Origin of the sequence: Glutamicibacter sp. BW80, from assembly GCF_002332385.1 — a bacterium.
Taxonomy (GTDB): domain Bacteria; phylum Actinomycetota; class Actinomycetes; order Actinomycetales; family Micrococcaceae; genus Glutamicibacter.
Map to the genome: position 1 here is coordinate 39,001 of NZ_NRGV01000070.1, position 15,188 is coordinate 54,188.

The 15,188-nt window shown below is 58.2% G+C and carries 14 protein-coding genes; 9 read left to right on the forward strand and 5 right to left on the reverse strand.

Features of this window, described 5'->3' with window-relative positions:
- Positions 1 to 57: 57 nt before the first annotated feature.
- Complete coding sequence (locus tag CIK76_RS17710) at positions 58 to 1,014, reverse strand: helix-turn-helix domain-containing protein (RefSeq protein WP_096288915.1); 957 nt, start codon at positions 1,012 to 1,014, stop codon at positions 58 to 60.
- Between the two features lie 71 nt (positions 1,015 to 1,085).
- Between CIK76_RS17710 and CIK76_RS17715 the strand changes: the two genes are divergently transcribed.
- Positions 1,086 to 2,030 (forward strand): NADP-dependent oxidoreductase, encoded by a 945-nt coding sequence (locus CIK76_RS17715; RefSeq protein ID WP_217990434.1) that lies wholly within the window; start codon positions 1,086 to 1,088, stop codon positions 2,028 to 2,030.
- 337 nt (positions 2,031 to 2,367) lie between these two features.
- On the opposite strand, the gene CIK76_RS17720 is transcribed toward CIK76_RS17715, so the two are convergent.
- Entirely contained in the window at positions 2,368 to 2,673 is a 306-nt protein-coding gene (locus tag CIK76_RS17720) for a helix-turn-helix transcriptional regulator (RefSeq protein WP_096288917.1), read from the reverse strand.
- 416 nt (positions 2,674 to 3,089) lie between these two features.
- On the opposite strand from CIK76_RS17720, the gene CIK76_RS17725 reads away from it, so the two are divergent.
- Positions 3,090 to 3,464: a VOC family protein gene (locus CIK76_RS17725; protein WP_096288919.1), complete on the forward strand. Its 375-nt coding sequence runs from the start codon at positions 3,090 to 3,092 to the stop codon at positions 3,462 to 3,464.
- Between the two features lie 105 nt (positions 3,465 to 3,569).
- Here the strand turns inward: CIK76_RS17725 and CIK76_RS17730 are convergent, their stop codons facing one another.
- Positions 3,570 to 4,484 carry an Abi family protein gene (locus tag CIK76_RS17730; protein ID WP_096288949.1) on the reverse strand — a complete coding sequence of 305 codons (915 nt, stop codon included), beginning with the start codon at positions 4,482 to 4,484 and terminating at the stop codon, positions 3,570 to 3,572.
- A gap of 404 nt (positions 4,485 to 4,888) precedes the next feature.
- Complete coding sequence (locus tag CIK76_RS17735; RefSeq protein ID WP_096288921.1) at positions 4,889 to 6,373, reverse strand: HEPN domain-containing protein; 1,485 nt, start codon at positions 6,371 to 6,373, stop codon at positions 4,889 to 4,891.
- Between the two features lie 301 nt (positions 6,374 to 6,674).
- Between CIK76_RS17735 and CIK76_RS17740 the strand changes: the two genes are divergently transcribed.
- The 5 genes from CIK76_RS17740 (at position 6,675) to CIK76_RS19695 (ending at position 12,203) form a co-directional block, all read left to right on the forward strand.
- Complete coding sequence (locus CIK76_RS17740) at positions 6,675 to 7,583, forward strand: DUF2268 domain-containing putative Zn-dependent protease (protein WP_096288923.1); 909 nt, start codon at positions 6,675 to 6,677, stop codon at positions 7,581 to 7,583.
- Between the two features lie 29 nt (positions 7,584 to 7,612).
- Positions 7,613 to 8,395: a MerR family transcriptional regulator gene (locus tag CIK76_RS17745; RefSeq protein WP_217990435.1), complete on the forward strand. Its 783-nt coding sequence runs from the start codon at positions 7,613 to 7,615 to the stop codon at positions 8,393 to 8,395.
- A 202-nt stretch (positions 8,396 to 8,597) separates the two neighbouring features.
- Complete coding sequence (locus tag CIK76_RS17755) at positions 8,598 to 9,233, forward strand: hypothetical protein (protein ID WP_176484300.1); 636 nt, start codon at positions 8,598 to 8,600, stop codon at positions 9,231 to 9,233.
- Positions 9,234 to 9,534: 301 nt separating this feature from the next.
- Positions 9,535 to 11,460, forward strand: a complete 1,926-nt coding sequence (locus tag CIK76_RS17760; protein WP_176484301.1) for an ATP-dependent endonuclease — start codon at positions 9,535 to 9,537, stop codon at positions 11,458 to 11,460.
- Between the two features lie 425 nt (positions 11,461 to 11,885).
- Positions 11,886 to 12,203: a sigma factor-like helix-turn-helix DNA-binding protein gene (locus CIK76_RS19695; protein ID WP_217990436.1), complete on the forward strand. Its 318-nt coding sequence runs from the start codon at positions 11,886 to 11,888 to the stop codon at positions 12,201 to 12,203.
- A gap of 87 nt (positions 12,204 to 12,290) precedes the next feature.
- Here the strand turns inward: CIK76_RS19695 and CIK76_RS17770 are convergent, their stop codons facing one another.
- Complete coding sequence (locus tag CIK76_RS17770) at positions 12,291 to 13,313, reverse strand: hypothetical protein (protein ID WP_096288933.1); 1,023 nt, start codon at positions 13,311 to 13,313, stop codon at positions 12,291 to 12,293.
- A 562-nt stretch (positions 13,314 to 13,875) separates the two neighbouring features.
- On the opposite strand from CIK76_RS17770, the gene CIK76_RS17775 reads away from it, so the two are divergent.
- Together CIK76_RS17775 and CIK76_RS17780 are read left to right on the forward strand one after the other, a co-directional pair.
- On the forward strand, positions 13,876 to 14,481 hold the full coding sequence (locus tag CIK76_RS17775) for a TetR/AcrR family transcriptional regulator (protein ID WP_096288935.1): 606 nt from the start codon (positions 13,876 to 13,878) through the stop codon (positions 14,479 to 14,481).
- Positions 14,478 to 15,080 carry a GNAT family N-acetyltransferase gene (locus CIK76_RS17780; protein ID WP_096288937.1) on the forward strand — a complete coding sequence of 201 codons (603 nt, stop codon included), beginning with the start codon at positions 14,478 to 14,480 and terminating at the stop codon, positions 15,078 to 15,080. The genes CIK76_RS17775 and CIK76_RS17780 overlap by 4 nt, the downstream gene beginning before the upstream one ends.
- Positions 15,081 to 15,188: the final 108 nt, after the last annotated feature.

Genomic DNA, 15,188 nt, shown 5'->3' on the forward strand with positions numbered 1-15,188 from the left:
TTTCTATCCCTCGTCGCTTGCTGCTCCGGGGCGAGACTGGCATGCCGGGCCCTGTTGCTATTCGTGGAAACTGTTCCGATATTGGCTAGGAGACGTGCCAAGAGAAGCGCGGAAGTGGTCACGGAGCGTGAAGGCGCTTCCGAATCCGGCTTGCTCTGCGACCTGATCAATGGGGAGCGTTGTGGTCTCAAGGAGCGCTCTCGCGAGTTCGATTCGTTGTCGGGTGAGCCACTCCCCGACGCTTTGTCCGACTTCCGCGCGGAATCGTCGGGTGAAGGTCCGGCGACTCATTCCGGCGTGTTCGGCCAGCTCGGCGACGGGTAGCGGACGCTGAAGGTGTCGGAGTGCAAACGTTCGGGTCCCAGAGGTGCTCGAGTCGTCAGAATGGGGCACAGGTCTTTCCACGTACTGCGCCTGTCCACCGTCACGCCAGGGCGGAATGACGCAGCGTCGTGCAACATCGTTCGCAACCCGGCTGCCGTGGTCGATGCGGATCAGCTGCAGGCACAGGTCGATGCCGGCCGCGGCTCCGGCGGACGTGAAGATCCGTCCACTTTGCACATAGAGCACATCAACTTCTACCTCGATGGCCGGGTAGGAAGCGATGAAATGCTCAGTTCTCTTCCAATGCGTTGTGGCGCGACACCCTTCGAGTAGACCCGCCGCAGCGAGCACATACGACGCCAGGCAAATGGCAACGATGCGCGCAGCGGGCGGGACGAGCGCGACGGCGGCAGCGAGGTCCTCTGGGAGCTGCTCCGGCCCGGTGATGTTCGCGTGGTGTTCCCCCGCGGGGATGACGATAGTGTCCGCGGTCGCGAGAGCGGACGCGTCGTGCGTCACCGTGATCGTGAAGTCTGCGGCCGTGCGGACCGGGTGCCCATCTGGTGAGCAGGTGATCACCTCATACAGAGGCTCACCATTCTCGTCGAGCGCGGAACCGAACAGCCGCGTCGCGATACTCAGCTCGAAGGGAAGCACTCCTTGGGATGCGAGAACTACAACACGATGCATGGCCCAATCCTCCCACATAATGGCCAGCGGGCCACTCGTCAGGGCGACGCGAGGAGACCAGAATTGGAACCATGACAGATCACACCATGCAAGCGCTCACCCAGAACATTCTCGGCGGGCCAGAAGTACTCCACTTGACTGAACAGCCGCGCCCGACCCCTGGACCAGCCGAAGTCCTCGTCCGGGTCCGCGCGACGGGACTGAGCCCGACAGACTGGGTGCACCGGCGTATCCCCGGATTCCTAGGGGACGGATCGAAAGTGCTCGGCTGGGATGTGTCGGGCGTCGTCGAGGAGGTCGGCCTCGGTGTCTCCATCCACAAGGCGGGTGATGAGGTGTTCGGAATGCTCCCTTACCCGCAGGGGCACGGAGCCGCGGCCGAGTTCGTCGTTTCCCCTGCGCGGCACTTGACCCGGAAGCCGGCGAACATCGATCATGAAGCAGCTTCTGCCGTGCCACTCGCAGCGTTGACCGCGTGGCAGGCGCTCGTCAATGTCGCCGACGTGCAACCGGGACAGCGAGTTCTCATCCATGCGGCCGCTGGTGGAGTTGGTCACTTCGCCGTGCAGATCGCCAAAGCCAAGGGTGCATATGTGATCGGGACGGCGAGTTCCAAGAACCATGAACTGGTCACGTCGCTGGGAGCAGACGAAGTCATCGATTACACCAAAGATGACTTCTCGGCAGCCGCACAAGACATTGACGTAGTACTGGACACAATCGGCGGCGACTACGTTCCTCGCTCCCTGCGAACCCTCCGAGCCGGCGGCACCATCGTCTCCATCGCATTGAACACCACCACTGACCATTCTGCCGAAGCCAGCGCCATCGGTGCCCGCCACGAGATGATGCTCGTAGAAGGCGACCAAGCGGGCATGCAGGCGATCGCCGAACTCCTCCACGACGGGGCTGTCCGCCCCGTGATCGCAGCTACCTTCCCTCTGAGAGATGGGCACCGCGCCCACGAACTCGGCGAGAGCGGACACGTCGCAGGGAAAATCGTTCTGACCGTCTGAGTTCGGGCACGCGAGAGCGAAGCCAACCGTGTCTTCAACGGAGTCCGGTTAGCTTCGCTCTCGCCCCTGGTGTCCTTTGTCGCCAACCACAGGCTGCTCGAACGTTAGGCTCAACGAAACCGACCCCGAACTCCGATGGCCGCCGGATCGAGGGACGATTGCTAGGCCTCCGATGGGCCCACCATCGAAATCAACACGTTCGCGACGGCTGCGACAAGTCGGCTACAGCTTCAACGAAACTACACCGATCTCAAGAAGGATAAATTCATTCTAGTCAGGAGTTTTAGGCGTTGAAGCGGCACTCCACCACGTCGCCACGGTTGGCAAACGTCTGGGCTCAGGCCACCCGGACGCGCTGGTCGCCGACCACGAACTCGATTGCCAGCCCGCCACCGACTGCCTCGAGGTAGCTGCGGATCGTGCCGATCTTCGCGCTGTCGAGGTCGCCATGCTCGATCTTGGAGACTTGGCGCTGGCCCACGCCGATGCGCTCGGCGAGCTGGGCCTGGGTCAGGCCCGCCCCTTCGCGCAACTCGCGGAGGCGGTACGCACGCACCTCGGCGAGCATCCGCTCCTTGTGCGCTTCAACGAGCTCCCGGTCCACGGGGTGCTTGGCGACGAAGTCCTTCAGGGTCTTGGCCATCTCGATCGTTCTCCTCTCGATCTGCGCAGGTGCTCATCGAACAGTACGTCAGCCAGTGGAATGCTCCTCTTGTACAAACGCTACTAATCGCCAGCCTTGTCGCCCGCGATCAGCTCGATGTCTACACCCCAGACGCCAACAGTTTAGACCCTGCAAGATCTGCAGGCAATTATCCAGAACTTGTGCGTCAGACGTTGAAGCGGAATTCAACCCAGTTCGGGCACCGAACAACTTCTGCGCTCTGGTCAGAACAAATGATGATTGACCTCCATCCAACGGGGAGGTAGGCTCTCCGCGATGATGACAAGTCAGGCCCAAGTCGGACGCACCGGGAACGGCTCTCTGGTTGTTCCCTGATTCGTGTCCATCCTTGCGTGAGGTCAGCGGAGCTCACTCACGCCACCACCAGGAGAATCATGACAGCGCGCTTCAATCACACGATCATCGCCTCAACGGACCCTGCCGATATGGCCAGGTTCTATCGAGACCTGCTCGAAGCGGACGAAGCTCCGGCCTGGGGTCCGTTCGTCAACATCAAAATCGCCGATGGCGTCCTGCTGCAGTTCGCAAGCCCACCGATGGAGTTCCCGCCGCAGCACTACGCCTACCTGCTCGATGACGCGCATTTCGATCGCGCATACGCGAAGATCGTCGACCGGCGGCAGGAGCTCTGGGCCGACCCTCAGCGATCCCGACCCGGCGAGATCAACAATGAGCACGGCGGTCGCGGCGTCTATCTGCTCGATCCCTCAGGCCACTACCTCGAGCTAATCACACGCCCCTACCTGTGAAATCCGCTCGCAGTTAGCGGTTATCAGCCACCGGCCCGCAAGTTCACCGGAAGCCGGAAAACACCCGGCTTCCGGTACATACCAACCTCTGACTGCAACGCACGCTCAGGCCCAGAGCGGGCTGTTGTCCTGCCAGCCGTCGGGGACGCCCATGTGCATTATCGGGACAATCTGGACCACCGGAAAGCTCGCCACCACCGCAGGGAGAAGTCTGCTGCGACCAGTGCCCAACCTGTCAGATAGGAACTGCACCAGCGTGAGTTGACCGAACGTGCGACTCCAGTCCGCGCAGACGGCATCGAGGTCAGGGTGGCGACTAACCTTAGGGAGCTTGGGCGTAATCGTGTGGACGCGGTTGAACAGACGTCCGTGATGGCCACACGTATTTCGCACGAGATTGAGCGACTTGAGCCAACTAGTTAGCTGGGGCGCACTGAGCCCACATGCATCAGCAACGACGTCTTGGACGCGGCGAGGGGCGAAGCCATAGAGGTACGTCAGGCTCCCCCAATCCAGCAGATCAGTTGCTGCCCATACCGGCAGCTTCCCGCCGTATTTCTTGTGGTGGTGCTCCACGAAGTCCTCACGCGACCGGTTCAGCTCGTCCTCGTAACGCTTCACCCATTTTGCGTACCCGCCGCCGCTGCGCGCCGTGGGGCCTAGCAGTGAAGATTGCAAATGAGCGCAGGGATCAATGCGCCCGAGCTCATGCCCGAGTAGCGCACGGATGGCCAGCTCTATCGGAGCCAGCGCTGCAAACGTGGCGGCGCGAAGGCGCGCATCGAACTCGTATAGTGCGACGACATCGCCGAAGCGCGTGCCGGTGTAAAAGTCATCGTGACGGCCATTGGGAGTCTGCCTTCTGAACGGGTACCAGTAGCCGCTCAGCCGGTAGTAATTTACTCGCCGAAGCGTCGCGACAGCTGACTCTTGGTCTCCCATATCCATGCCGCGATCCGCTAGGATCTCCACTTGCTCGGTGTAATGTTTGTAGCTCTTGACGTCTTCGACGATGAACACCGCCTGATAAAAATGAGGACCGGCCCTGGGCCTACCGAGGTAGGCGGAACCGGTCTTAGTAGTTTCTATCTTACGCATGCGGCCTGCAACGCGCAACGCCCGCGTCGCTTCCCGGAGGTATTGCAATGCTGCAACAGGCGCGTGAGAACGATGCAAACCGCACATCGCAGGCCGGATCGTCCCTACGAGACGGTCGAACGGAAATCTAAACTCCACCACATCGCCTCACATACCAGCATCTGACGACGCGCAGACTTTGGGACGAGTCGCTTGCGGTCGGACTGCAGCGTTTCGCTTCGCTATGTGGTGCCCACCGTTGCGCCTCATCATGAAGACGGCCCCGTGCGAGCACGAGGCGAGGCAGAGGTTTGCCCCTCCGATGAGCACCCGCGAGATCCGGTCACTCAGGAGTCAGGATTCGACGCAACCAGCCACTCGCTCGCGGTCCGGAACGTTGCCCTCAGCTGCGGGTGCGCCCGCACGATCTCTCGCTGCCGGTCCGCCGGCAGGCCGATCTCGTGCAGGACGTTGAGGATCACGACCGCGGTCGTCACCTCGACGATGGCGAACAGCTCCTCGATGGAATGGTTCGGCGTGCTGCCCTCGTGCGCGAGGTCATTGCGCGCCCGCGTCGTCCTCCTTGCCCAGTGGTCGACGTCCGGCACAAGCTGCGCGATCGCTTCCTGATCGGGGCGCGTGGAGAGGGCGTGGAGCCGGTCCCGGAGCGTCGGATCGTTGCGGATGGCCCCTTTGAACCTGTCTCGGTGCTCATCAGGGACCTGCGCCAGCATCGCCTCTCGCATTGCCGCGAACTCCGCCTTGGGAAACGGCTTCTCGTCGATGCGGAGGTTACGGTGCAGAACCTCGGCGGCACCGACTGCAGTCAGGAGATTGTTCTCGACGAAGCGGGCCGGCGCGTAGCGCAGGCCCAATATCATGTTCGTCGCTGCCCGCAGGCGGCCATGGGTCTCACACCAACGGGGCAGGACCTCCTCAAACGGGAGCGAGTCGCAGGTGAAGAACACTCGGTGGTGCTCGACGCCCTTTGCGTCATGCTCGCCCAGCGCGACGGGCGAGTAGAGCACATCGGCGCGCCGGCGCGGCAGGGGCCGACCGTTCGGCAGCAGTGACTCGGTACCGGCAACCTCTAGCCGGAGCCAGATCACTCCGGCGGCGCGATGCGTCGCCAGGGAGATCAGGTCCTGCACCAGGCTCGCCGTCTGCAGAGCAGCCCTCAACGAGAAAGAATCGCCTGGCGTGACGCGAATGGAGACTGTGTCTTTCATACGTCCGACAGTGCCACCCTTGCGCTGGTCGAAATGCGGCAACGTGTGAGTGTGCACAAGGCGATACTCGGTGTCTTCGACAACGACCGACTGCGCTTCGAGGGGCTTCACCGAGATACGCCCGGTCCCGTCGATCTTGCCGTCGGGAGCGCCGAGGATTCCTTCGAACACGGAAGACGCCGCCCAGAGACCCAAATCCTCGACCGAGACCTCTGCCCCAGCGAACACCGGGTCCACCTCGCCGCTGACATGCGCACCGATGATCGCGGTCGTAGCCGCCACGATCTGCTTGTCGGGGCTCTTCGCCCTCGCACCTGATGTCCTCTTGCTGTTCTTCGGGATGCAACCCAGCAGAGTCACATCGCGCCGCTCGGCTGCCCCATGGATCGTATCCCAAGTACGGATCCCCTCGTGGAACGCGGTCACGCCAGAGGCAGGGTTGGACGTGACACGATCTTCGAACGTGCCGATCAACGAGAGTGAGAGCCCATGGTCTGGGTCGTATCGGAGAACGCCTGGGACCTTCTCTTCCGGGTCGCCCGGAAGCCACCACAGGCCAGCCCACTCGCCAGCATTGTCGAGTTTTAAAGGATCGTTAGACATCGCGCTCGCTATCAGGGCTCCTTCTTGTCTCGCTGCCAGATATCAGTTTGAGAATCTAAATATTACGGCATAGCCATCCCCCAAGGTATAAACCGCACCATCGCATTTTATCCCTCGCAGCCGTTGCCGTAGAACGCACGAATGCCCCCGGCTTCAATAGAAACCGAGGGCAGACGCGACAAGAATGATTAGACGTTGAAGCGGAACTCCACCACGTTGCCACATATACCAACCTCTATACGCAGTTCGCTACTTTCCAGATTTGACCTTGCCGTTGCGGCAAGGTTTACGGTTTCTTACTATGACTATTTCAATGATTGACAGCGAGTCGAGCATGCGCCGAGTCCTAACAGCGACACCCGACGACCGCGCCGACCTTGTCCGGGAGATGTGGTCGCCACTGGTCGGGATGTACCACTTCATTCCCGGAGGTGTGGACTTGGCCACCGTACACCGCCAGAATTTCGGCTTCGATTGGGAGAGCACAACCGAACCAATTCAGGAGGGCCTCGAACGTCTCGTCGAGGCAGACGCCTGGAACCGCATCACCGAGGCGCTCAAGTCCGGATCCGCAGCCCTGCGGTTAGCCAAGCCGGACATAGAGGTGCCCGATCTGCAAGTTCTTCTCGTATTGGGCGATCCCGCTAACAAACACTTCGTTAACGAAATCCAGGGGCTGTCCGCATTCGGCGGAATCAGCGGCTACATCACCATCACTATCTGGCCCACGCCCCAGGTTCTCGAACAGCTCGAAGCGATTGCCGTTCATGTACTGCACCACAATGTGCGGTACTCACCCGGCGGAGTCGTATGGGATCCGATGACGGTCACCGTAGGCGAACAGGTGATCTCGGAAGGGCTTGCAGACGTGTTCGCTGCGGAGCTGTACGGTGACCGTGGATATACGCACTTCGTCAGCGAGAGCACCCATAATGATGACGAAGTCCTTGCGAAAGTCGCGAGCGGCCTGCACACCACCGGAATGCAGAACTTCACGGCCTGGGTGCATGGTGACGCTAATGCTCGTCTCCTGGGCGCAGAGCCAGTGGGTCTGCGCACCGGTACGGGCTATGCCGACGGTGCACGGCTTGTACAAGCGTATCTTGATGCCGCGGGTACCACCGCGGCTCAGAGCATCGGCACGTCAGTGGACGAGGTTCTATGTGTCGCAGCGCCTCAACTGGGCTTGCGTCTCAATCGGGAATACTGAGAACGAAGTCAACCAACAGAAGGCAGTCCTTGGAATGGACCGTGCACCAACTCGCGCAGCGTGCGGGCATCAGTGGCCGCACGCTGCGCCACTACCACCAGATTGGGCTGCTCGAACCAGACCGCGTTGGGTCCAACGGCTATCGCTACTATGGTCCCGACGCGGTCGCCCGGCTGCAACGAATCCTGCTGTTGCGTGACACGGGCATGCCACTGCTTGACATCGCGACCGTGCTCGATGCGCTCGTGACGCCTGAGGTGGAAATCGAAGCACTCGCTGGACATTTGGAGTTTCTGGCTCGTGAACGCTCTGCCCTGGATCGACGCATCAACGCGGTGGAACACACCTTGTCAATGCGTCGACAGGGCCGCGAACCTCGCATGGATGTCATGCTCAAAGGATTCAACGACCGATACAAGACTGAGGTTGTCGAGCGATGGGGTCTCGAAGCATTCGACGCGTCGAATCAGTGGTGGCACGATAAGTCACTCCAGCAACAGAAGGATTGGAAGGCCAGAGCCGACGCCCTTCTCGTCTGCTGGCGTGAGATCCAGGAAGAAGGACATGATGTGGGCTCCCCCGTCGCGCAAGAACACGCGGCCGTTCATCTGGAGTGGTTCAAAGAGATTCCTGTTACTCCTAACCACACAGGCGATACGGCGAAGTCCATCGACCTGATCCGAGGTCTAGCGGCTCAGTACGAATCGAACCCCGACTTCCATATCGCCTTTGGCACAGCGGAAGCCGCGGGGTTCGCCGCAAACGCATTGCGATTTCACATGCGAGCGTTAAAGTCCCTCTCTAGGGAGTGAACTGCTCCACCGAGGTTAGTTTGAAAATCTAAGTTCAACGGTGTCACTCTTCTTTAAGATGTTTGCCTTACCGCCATGCTACGTTCCTCGCAGCCGTTGGCGCTGAGCGCAAAAACGCCCTCGGCTTCAAAAGAATGAACTGGCCCCTTCGGTTGGACAAGAAAAAGCTCCACCTGATGCCCTGCGACAGTCCCTGCTTCGCATGGTGCGTCATCCCAATCAACGCAAACAGCACGCAGTCGAGGCCATGGCTGAGTTCGAAGAGCAGCATGCGTGGAAAGTGCTGTCCACTGCGCAGCGCTTTGATGACTCGCAGGTTCCTTCCGGCATCAGCAAAGCCTGGTTGAACGAGTTCGGCGACCATCTCGACCCTGCCGTCAGCGAGCAACTGCGGTTGCACGTAGGGCTTCTTGAAGAACGCGATATCGAGTACACCGCGGGTCGCGCGTTGTTGAAGGAGCGCAAAGAAATTCTATCTGCTAAAGGCTACCTCACCCAGCATGGGTCCAGGTTCAAGACGCTGAGCAGAGAGTTGCGTTGCTCCAACAAGCGCCGTGATTGGTTAGATGCAAAGTTGGCAGCCGGTGACTACGACATCAGCGACGAGGATCACAGCGCGTATCTGAAGGCCGTCGTCGGTGAGAACGCAGCGCATAGCTCGACATGTCAGACCATCAGGCCGACCAGCAGCTATCTGTGTAGTCGACACACAGGTATCATGCGCTCGGTACATGAGCATTGGGATCCTTCAGCGTCGAAGGCAGCGGCACCCTGGCACCAGCCGGCTACGCCGAAGGGTCACACTAGATCAGATGGGTTCCAGACGCTAACGGCGTAGAACTAGTCGGCCGCCAGCAGAAGTCACCGACAGGTACTTGAGTCAGATGCACGGCATTGACGACGGGGCCGCCATAACCGATAAGAAGGCCGAAGCAGTCAAGTTCAACAAGATGTGCGGCGAACTCGGAGACACGGTGCTGAAGATCCTTCTCTAGGGTCACCAGCCCGTTGGATATAGAGAAGGCAAGACACCAGTTGCAGATGCAGCCGAGGTCTTGCCTTGCGTCATGCAGCATAAATGTCACTTGTCCATGGAAGACTTGCCAGCGAATCAGTGGAACAGACCAAAGGCGGTATGTATGCGTGTGATGTCAGTCGGTATTGAGAATTTTCGATGCCTAAACAAAGCCGACATCGATTTTAGCCAGATCACGACTTTTATTGGCCCCAATGGGGCCGGAAAAAGCTCAGTGCTTCGTGCGTTGGACTGGTTCTTCAACGGTGGAGTCATTGACGAGAAGGATGTCTGGTCGGGAAGCAACCAACAGCGAGTACGAGTGCGAGTCACCTTTGACACTTTGACTAGCACAGATCGCGCGGCCCTGGGCGACAAGTATGCTCCAGCGGGCACAGATACTTTCACGGCTTGGCGCACGTGGTCCAATGGCCAGGACAAGATGACCGGCAACGCCTTGGCCTTCCCGCCATTCGAAGATGTCCGAAATGCTGTTGGAGCTGGCCCCAAAAAGGAAGCCTGGCAAAAGGTTCTCGATGCTCACCCGGATCATGATCTACCTAAGTGGACTTCCGCCCCCAAAGTTGAGTCCGCCATGGATGACTGGGAGCGCACTCATCCTGAGCACCTTGAAGAGTCTGAATCAGGTGGAAATCATCTATTTGGATTCAACGGACAGAACGTTCTGTCTGGAATCTTTGATTTCGTCTTGGTAACAGCAGATCTTCGAGCGAACGAAGAAAGTCAGGATGCCAGAGGCACGATTATTAGTCGCATCCTCGAAAAGACGGTTGACCGAGCAGCTGCCGACGAAGCGTATTCCCAGCTCGCCGAGGAAGTAGCAGCTCGTCGCGAAGCCATCTCGAAAGAGCATCTCAATTCCCAGCTTGAGAAGCTCGGTGCTGACCTAAGCAATGAAATCGAGGCGTTCACCTCCGGTCGCAAGATCCAATTGTCGGCCGAAGAGCCCGAAATGAAACCTCAAATGTCGAAAATCCGAGTGACCGTCAGGGACCAGTTGACTCAAACTGATGTCGACCGGCAAGGACATGGATTCCAACGTGCCCTATTGATCTCCAGCCTAAAAATGCTTGCCAGCAAGAGCGCCAGCGAAGATTCCGAGAGCGTCATTTGCCTAGCCATTGAAGAGCCAGAGCTCTTCCAGCATCCCACTCAAGCTCGTGCATTCTCCAGCGTACTGCGGACACTCGCAAGTGATCCCGCCAACGGTTTGCAGATCACCTACGCAACACACTCACCCTATTTTGTAGACGCGCGGTACTTCGATGAGATTCGACGCGTTCGGCGAAGCATCGCTGCCCCAGATCAGCACGCTGAGGTCACGGTCTCGCATGCAAAACTGGATGCGGTTGCATCCAGATTGACGGGTTACGTCGACCCGAAGGTCGTGACCGCTCGGTGGGATATGGTTTGCAATCAGCACCTATCCGAAGCCCTCTTTGCCGATGCCGTGATGCTGGTAGAGGGCGATGACGATAAGGCCGTGTTCGAAGGCATTGCTGCGCGATCCAAGCACCTTTCCGCTGACGGCATTGCTGTCGCCGCGGCACAAGGCAAAGGACATCTCTACATCCCCCATGCAATTCTGAGTGAACTAAAAATTCCGACGATGGTCGTCTTCGACAATGACTCAGGCTGCGAAGCGCGGATGACCGAGAAGAAAAAGCATGAGACGAATCCTGACAAGATCAAAGAGAACGCGAGGGCCATCAAACATGCCGTGCGCAACCATGTCGGAGACAACCGTGCTCTCCAACGCTACTTCAACCTGGACGAGCTCGATTACCCAATTGGAGCGTTGTCTCCTGAGCTTCACGCGGTCGACGACACGCTTGAGACAATCATCAACAACGACTGGCCAAGCTGGAACGATACCCTTCAGACATTAGTTAAAAGCGGCCAGGGTGTAGGCAATAAGAATGCCGCAACATACGCCCTTGCTTCAACAAACTGCGAAGAAGAACCTAGCGGCCAAATAGCATTGCCAGTCGAGAGCATCAGGACCTTAGTTCGCACCGCCAACGGGTGACAACACTTCTTATATTGAATCCTTCGCTGGCCATGGAACCTCCATGGTCAAATGGCCGGCGAAGATCCAACCGCATCGATGAAGCGTCGTGTTGAGATTGACACCAGGTGCAGCTTCGTACAGCTCGCAGAGCGTTTAACAATTGATAGTACGGACAGATGTAACGGAACAGGTTTATTGACCGGAGATTGTTGTGACACTGTTCGGATTGGTACGCGTCAGCACAACGAAGCAAGAAACAGAATGCTAGCACGATGCGTTAGATAAGATCTGCGTCAAAGTTTTCGAAGAGAACGTCAAGAGCAAGCTCGCCCTTGACCATCGTCCGGGACTTAGCGCAGTCATCGCCTACTTACGGCCTGATGACATGCTCACGGCGCAGGAGGTTGGTCGCCTGGGTAGGAAGCCTGCTTGAAGGTCCCGTCGTGCTCAATGACCTGTTCACGCGCGGCATCGCGGTCAAAGTACTAGGAGGTATCGCCGCCGGTGAACACACCCAACGAAGCTTCGTCTTGGATATGGCATTGGCCTTGGCAGAATGCCGTCGGCGCAACATCGTGTGTAAGACCACGAACGGGCTCGAAGCGGCACGCAAGTACGGCAAGGTTGTTGGCCGCTCACGGGTGATTCATGATGATAAGCGAATTATCATTCTGGCACGTCGGGATAAAGGTGAGTCAATAAGAGAAATCGCTCGTGCGCTCGGCGTTTCCGTAGGTACGGTACATAGCACGCTGACATGAATCGACAGCGCCGGAGTCGCCAACATCAGCGACGAACCATAATGGTCAGCCGTCACTTTTAAGATCTGTCGCGCAGGCAATGACATCCTAGAGCATGCGTTCCGAGAGCTGGTCAAAGAACTCGGTGAGCAGTTGAGGAGCATTGGGTTTCATCAGTTCAGCCCCACCGAACCGGTAGACCTCGTATCCAGTCAACTTAAGTCGACGGTCTTCAGCGACCATGTCGCTATATAGCGTAGGACTTGCTATCTCCCCATTGGCATAGTGCTGTTTTCCATCCACTTCAATAACGACGCGATGCCTATCAGAAAACAAAATCAGGAAATCCATACGCTGACGGGCAAGCGGACTGCCATTTTGCCCAGCCGCGCGACGAGCCAGTTGCGTCGAAGGGTCAAAATGTAGATACACCTGTGGGATCAGCACTGGGACATCAAAATTGTCTCCGTTGTATCGAGATGCATATGCGTCAAAGACACAAAGCTCTACCGGATTGCCTCCGATTGAAGCTCTCAATCGCTGATGAAGATTGATCCCAACATCCCGCTCAAGTACCGAATCCGGGAGTCCCTCGCGCTTACGCCACCACTGAATTAGCTGCCTAAACTTCAACCCATCGGCAGGAACAGGTTGATCATAAATCAAGCAGAACTCGCCATTTCGGACGATCTCAATGTCATTACTGACGGCGTCACGAATCACCAGATCTGGTTTGGGACCATTCGCAGCGAATATGAGGTTCTTCGTCGGCGCACCAACACCACCGCCTCGATCGTACTCATTTAGCAGAGCAATGACGTCAGCCCGAAGCACCTCTTCCACGTCAAGCTCAGCAACCACGCGTCGAGCCAGAGCAACTAGCTGCGGGAGTTCCCACCCCGAGGTATAGCCCTTGATGACATCACGCTTACTGAAGTTGGAATCGTTCGGGTGATAATCCTTTTTTGGCCACGGTAAACGAAGCTCTTCATGCAGCACTGCTTCGAGAGTCTCCCGTGTATAACTGCCGATCATCGATTCCTCGATGGCCAGTCTGAAGCCGCGCGAAGAAACCTTTACAGGCGGCTTCGGTGCGGAATCCCATTCACTGAGGAAGTTAAAATTATTCACAATCTCATTGTCCCCGGCTTACCCGACATAATCGACAATCGAACAGACGCATAAGGACTCCTCACCAATTGAACTGGGTTCCAAAAGTTGGACTAGCTAGACAATAGTCCCGCATCAGGCCGCAAGGGTGCTGATCTATCTGTTTATGGTCCAGCGGACTTGGAGCATGTGTGTATTTACCTCAACAGGGCGACAACGCAAAACGCTCGGCTGGAAAACTCCAGCCGAGCGTCTTGATGAATTACTATTAGTGGCTTAGCCGTCTGGTGTTGCATCGACCGCTAGAGTCCGCCCTATAAAAACCGGGCATCTAAAGCTCTAAAAGTTAGACGTTAAATCTAAACTCCACGACGTCGCCACAGATACCAACCTCTGGAACCACCACACAACTCCCCGAGTTTGACCTTGTCGTAACGGCAAAGTTTAGCGTTTCATACTATGACTATTTCAGTGATTGATAGCGCGCCGAACATGGCACCTCGTAGCAACCCTAGTCGGGCACCCAGTTGCGCCCGGTGCGATCGCTGCATAAAATGAACACAAGTTCATTGAAAGGATCATCGTGCCGCGGACGACGGAGCAGAACGAAGCGTTGCGCTCAGCCACGCGCTCTGCTGTGGAGACGGCTGCCGTGCGGGTGTTCGCACACCGCGGTTTCGCGGCCACGAACATGCGTCAGATCGCCGCCGAAGCGGGGATCAGCACCGGGTCGATCTACCGGCACTACGCGAGCAAGGAAGAGCTGTTCGATGAACTGATCGAACAGGCCTCGCGGGGGCTCGGGGCTGCCGCCGCGCAGCTCTCGACCGAAGGCGATCCGATCTCCATGATCCGATCCTTCACCGAGGTCTACGTGGCGGACCTCGCAGCGAACAATGGCGCGGCCGAGTTCTACATGATGATAAATCAGGGCGTCACGTCAAACACCCCGGAGGGAACCTCATCTCGGCTGGCCGCATCGCAGAGAGCCATCGGGCGGGCCTTCGCATCGCTTATCGCGCGAGGCCAGGCTAAGGGCCAGATCGCCAAGGGAGACTCCGCCCGACTGACCGCCCACTACTTCGCCATGCTTGCCGGCATCACCACGTTGCATGTTGCTCAGGGGGACGAATCTGCGGAGCCCGATGTCGACCTGATCCTACGAATGTTCACAGGAGGACCCCGATGAAGATCGAAGTCGCGCGCGCAGACGAACTCGGAGAGGAATACCGACACCAGATCGCGGAAGTTCTCACGCAAGGGTTCGCCGAGGATTTCGCTTTCTTTTCCAAAGACCCCGGTGTGCTTGCCGACGCGTTCGCCCCGATGCTCATCCTGGAGCGCTTCCACATCGCGCTCGTCGACGGCAAGCCCGCCGCGGTCGCGGTCGTCACCGAAGGCGAGCAGGAATGCTTCGAGCCGGATCGGCACGAGCTCCAGCGCGTGCTCGGTCCAATACACGGGATCATCAGCTATCGGATCATCCGAAGTCAATTCATGGGGGCCTGTGACGGTGCCCGCGACAGTCTGACGGAGATTGCATTCGTCACGACAGCGCCGCAGCATCAGGGCAAAGGCGTAGCCACTGCACTGATGCGTCAGCTCCTGGAGCTACCCTCCGACGAATTCGTGCTGCGTGATATCAAGGACACCAACACGCCCGCCCTGGGACTGTACGCTAAGCTCGGATTCACCGAGACGCAGCGACGACGCATCAAGTTCGCGAAGCGAGCTGGATTCTCCGCGTATGTCTCAATGGGTCTCAACCGCGCTAAGGCTGATGCTTGAAGGGCTCGCGAACTCGAAAGGTCCCGAAGCGCGCTTCTGGGCTCTGCTCAAGTACGGGCTCTAGCCCGGGTATTTCATGAAGGCCGGTAGTCATTAACTGACTTAAAA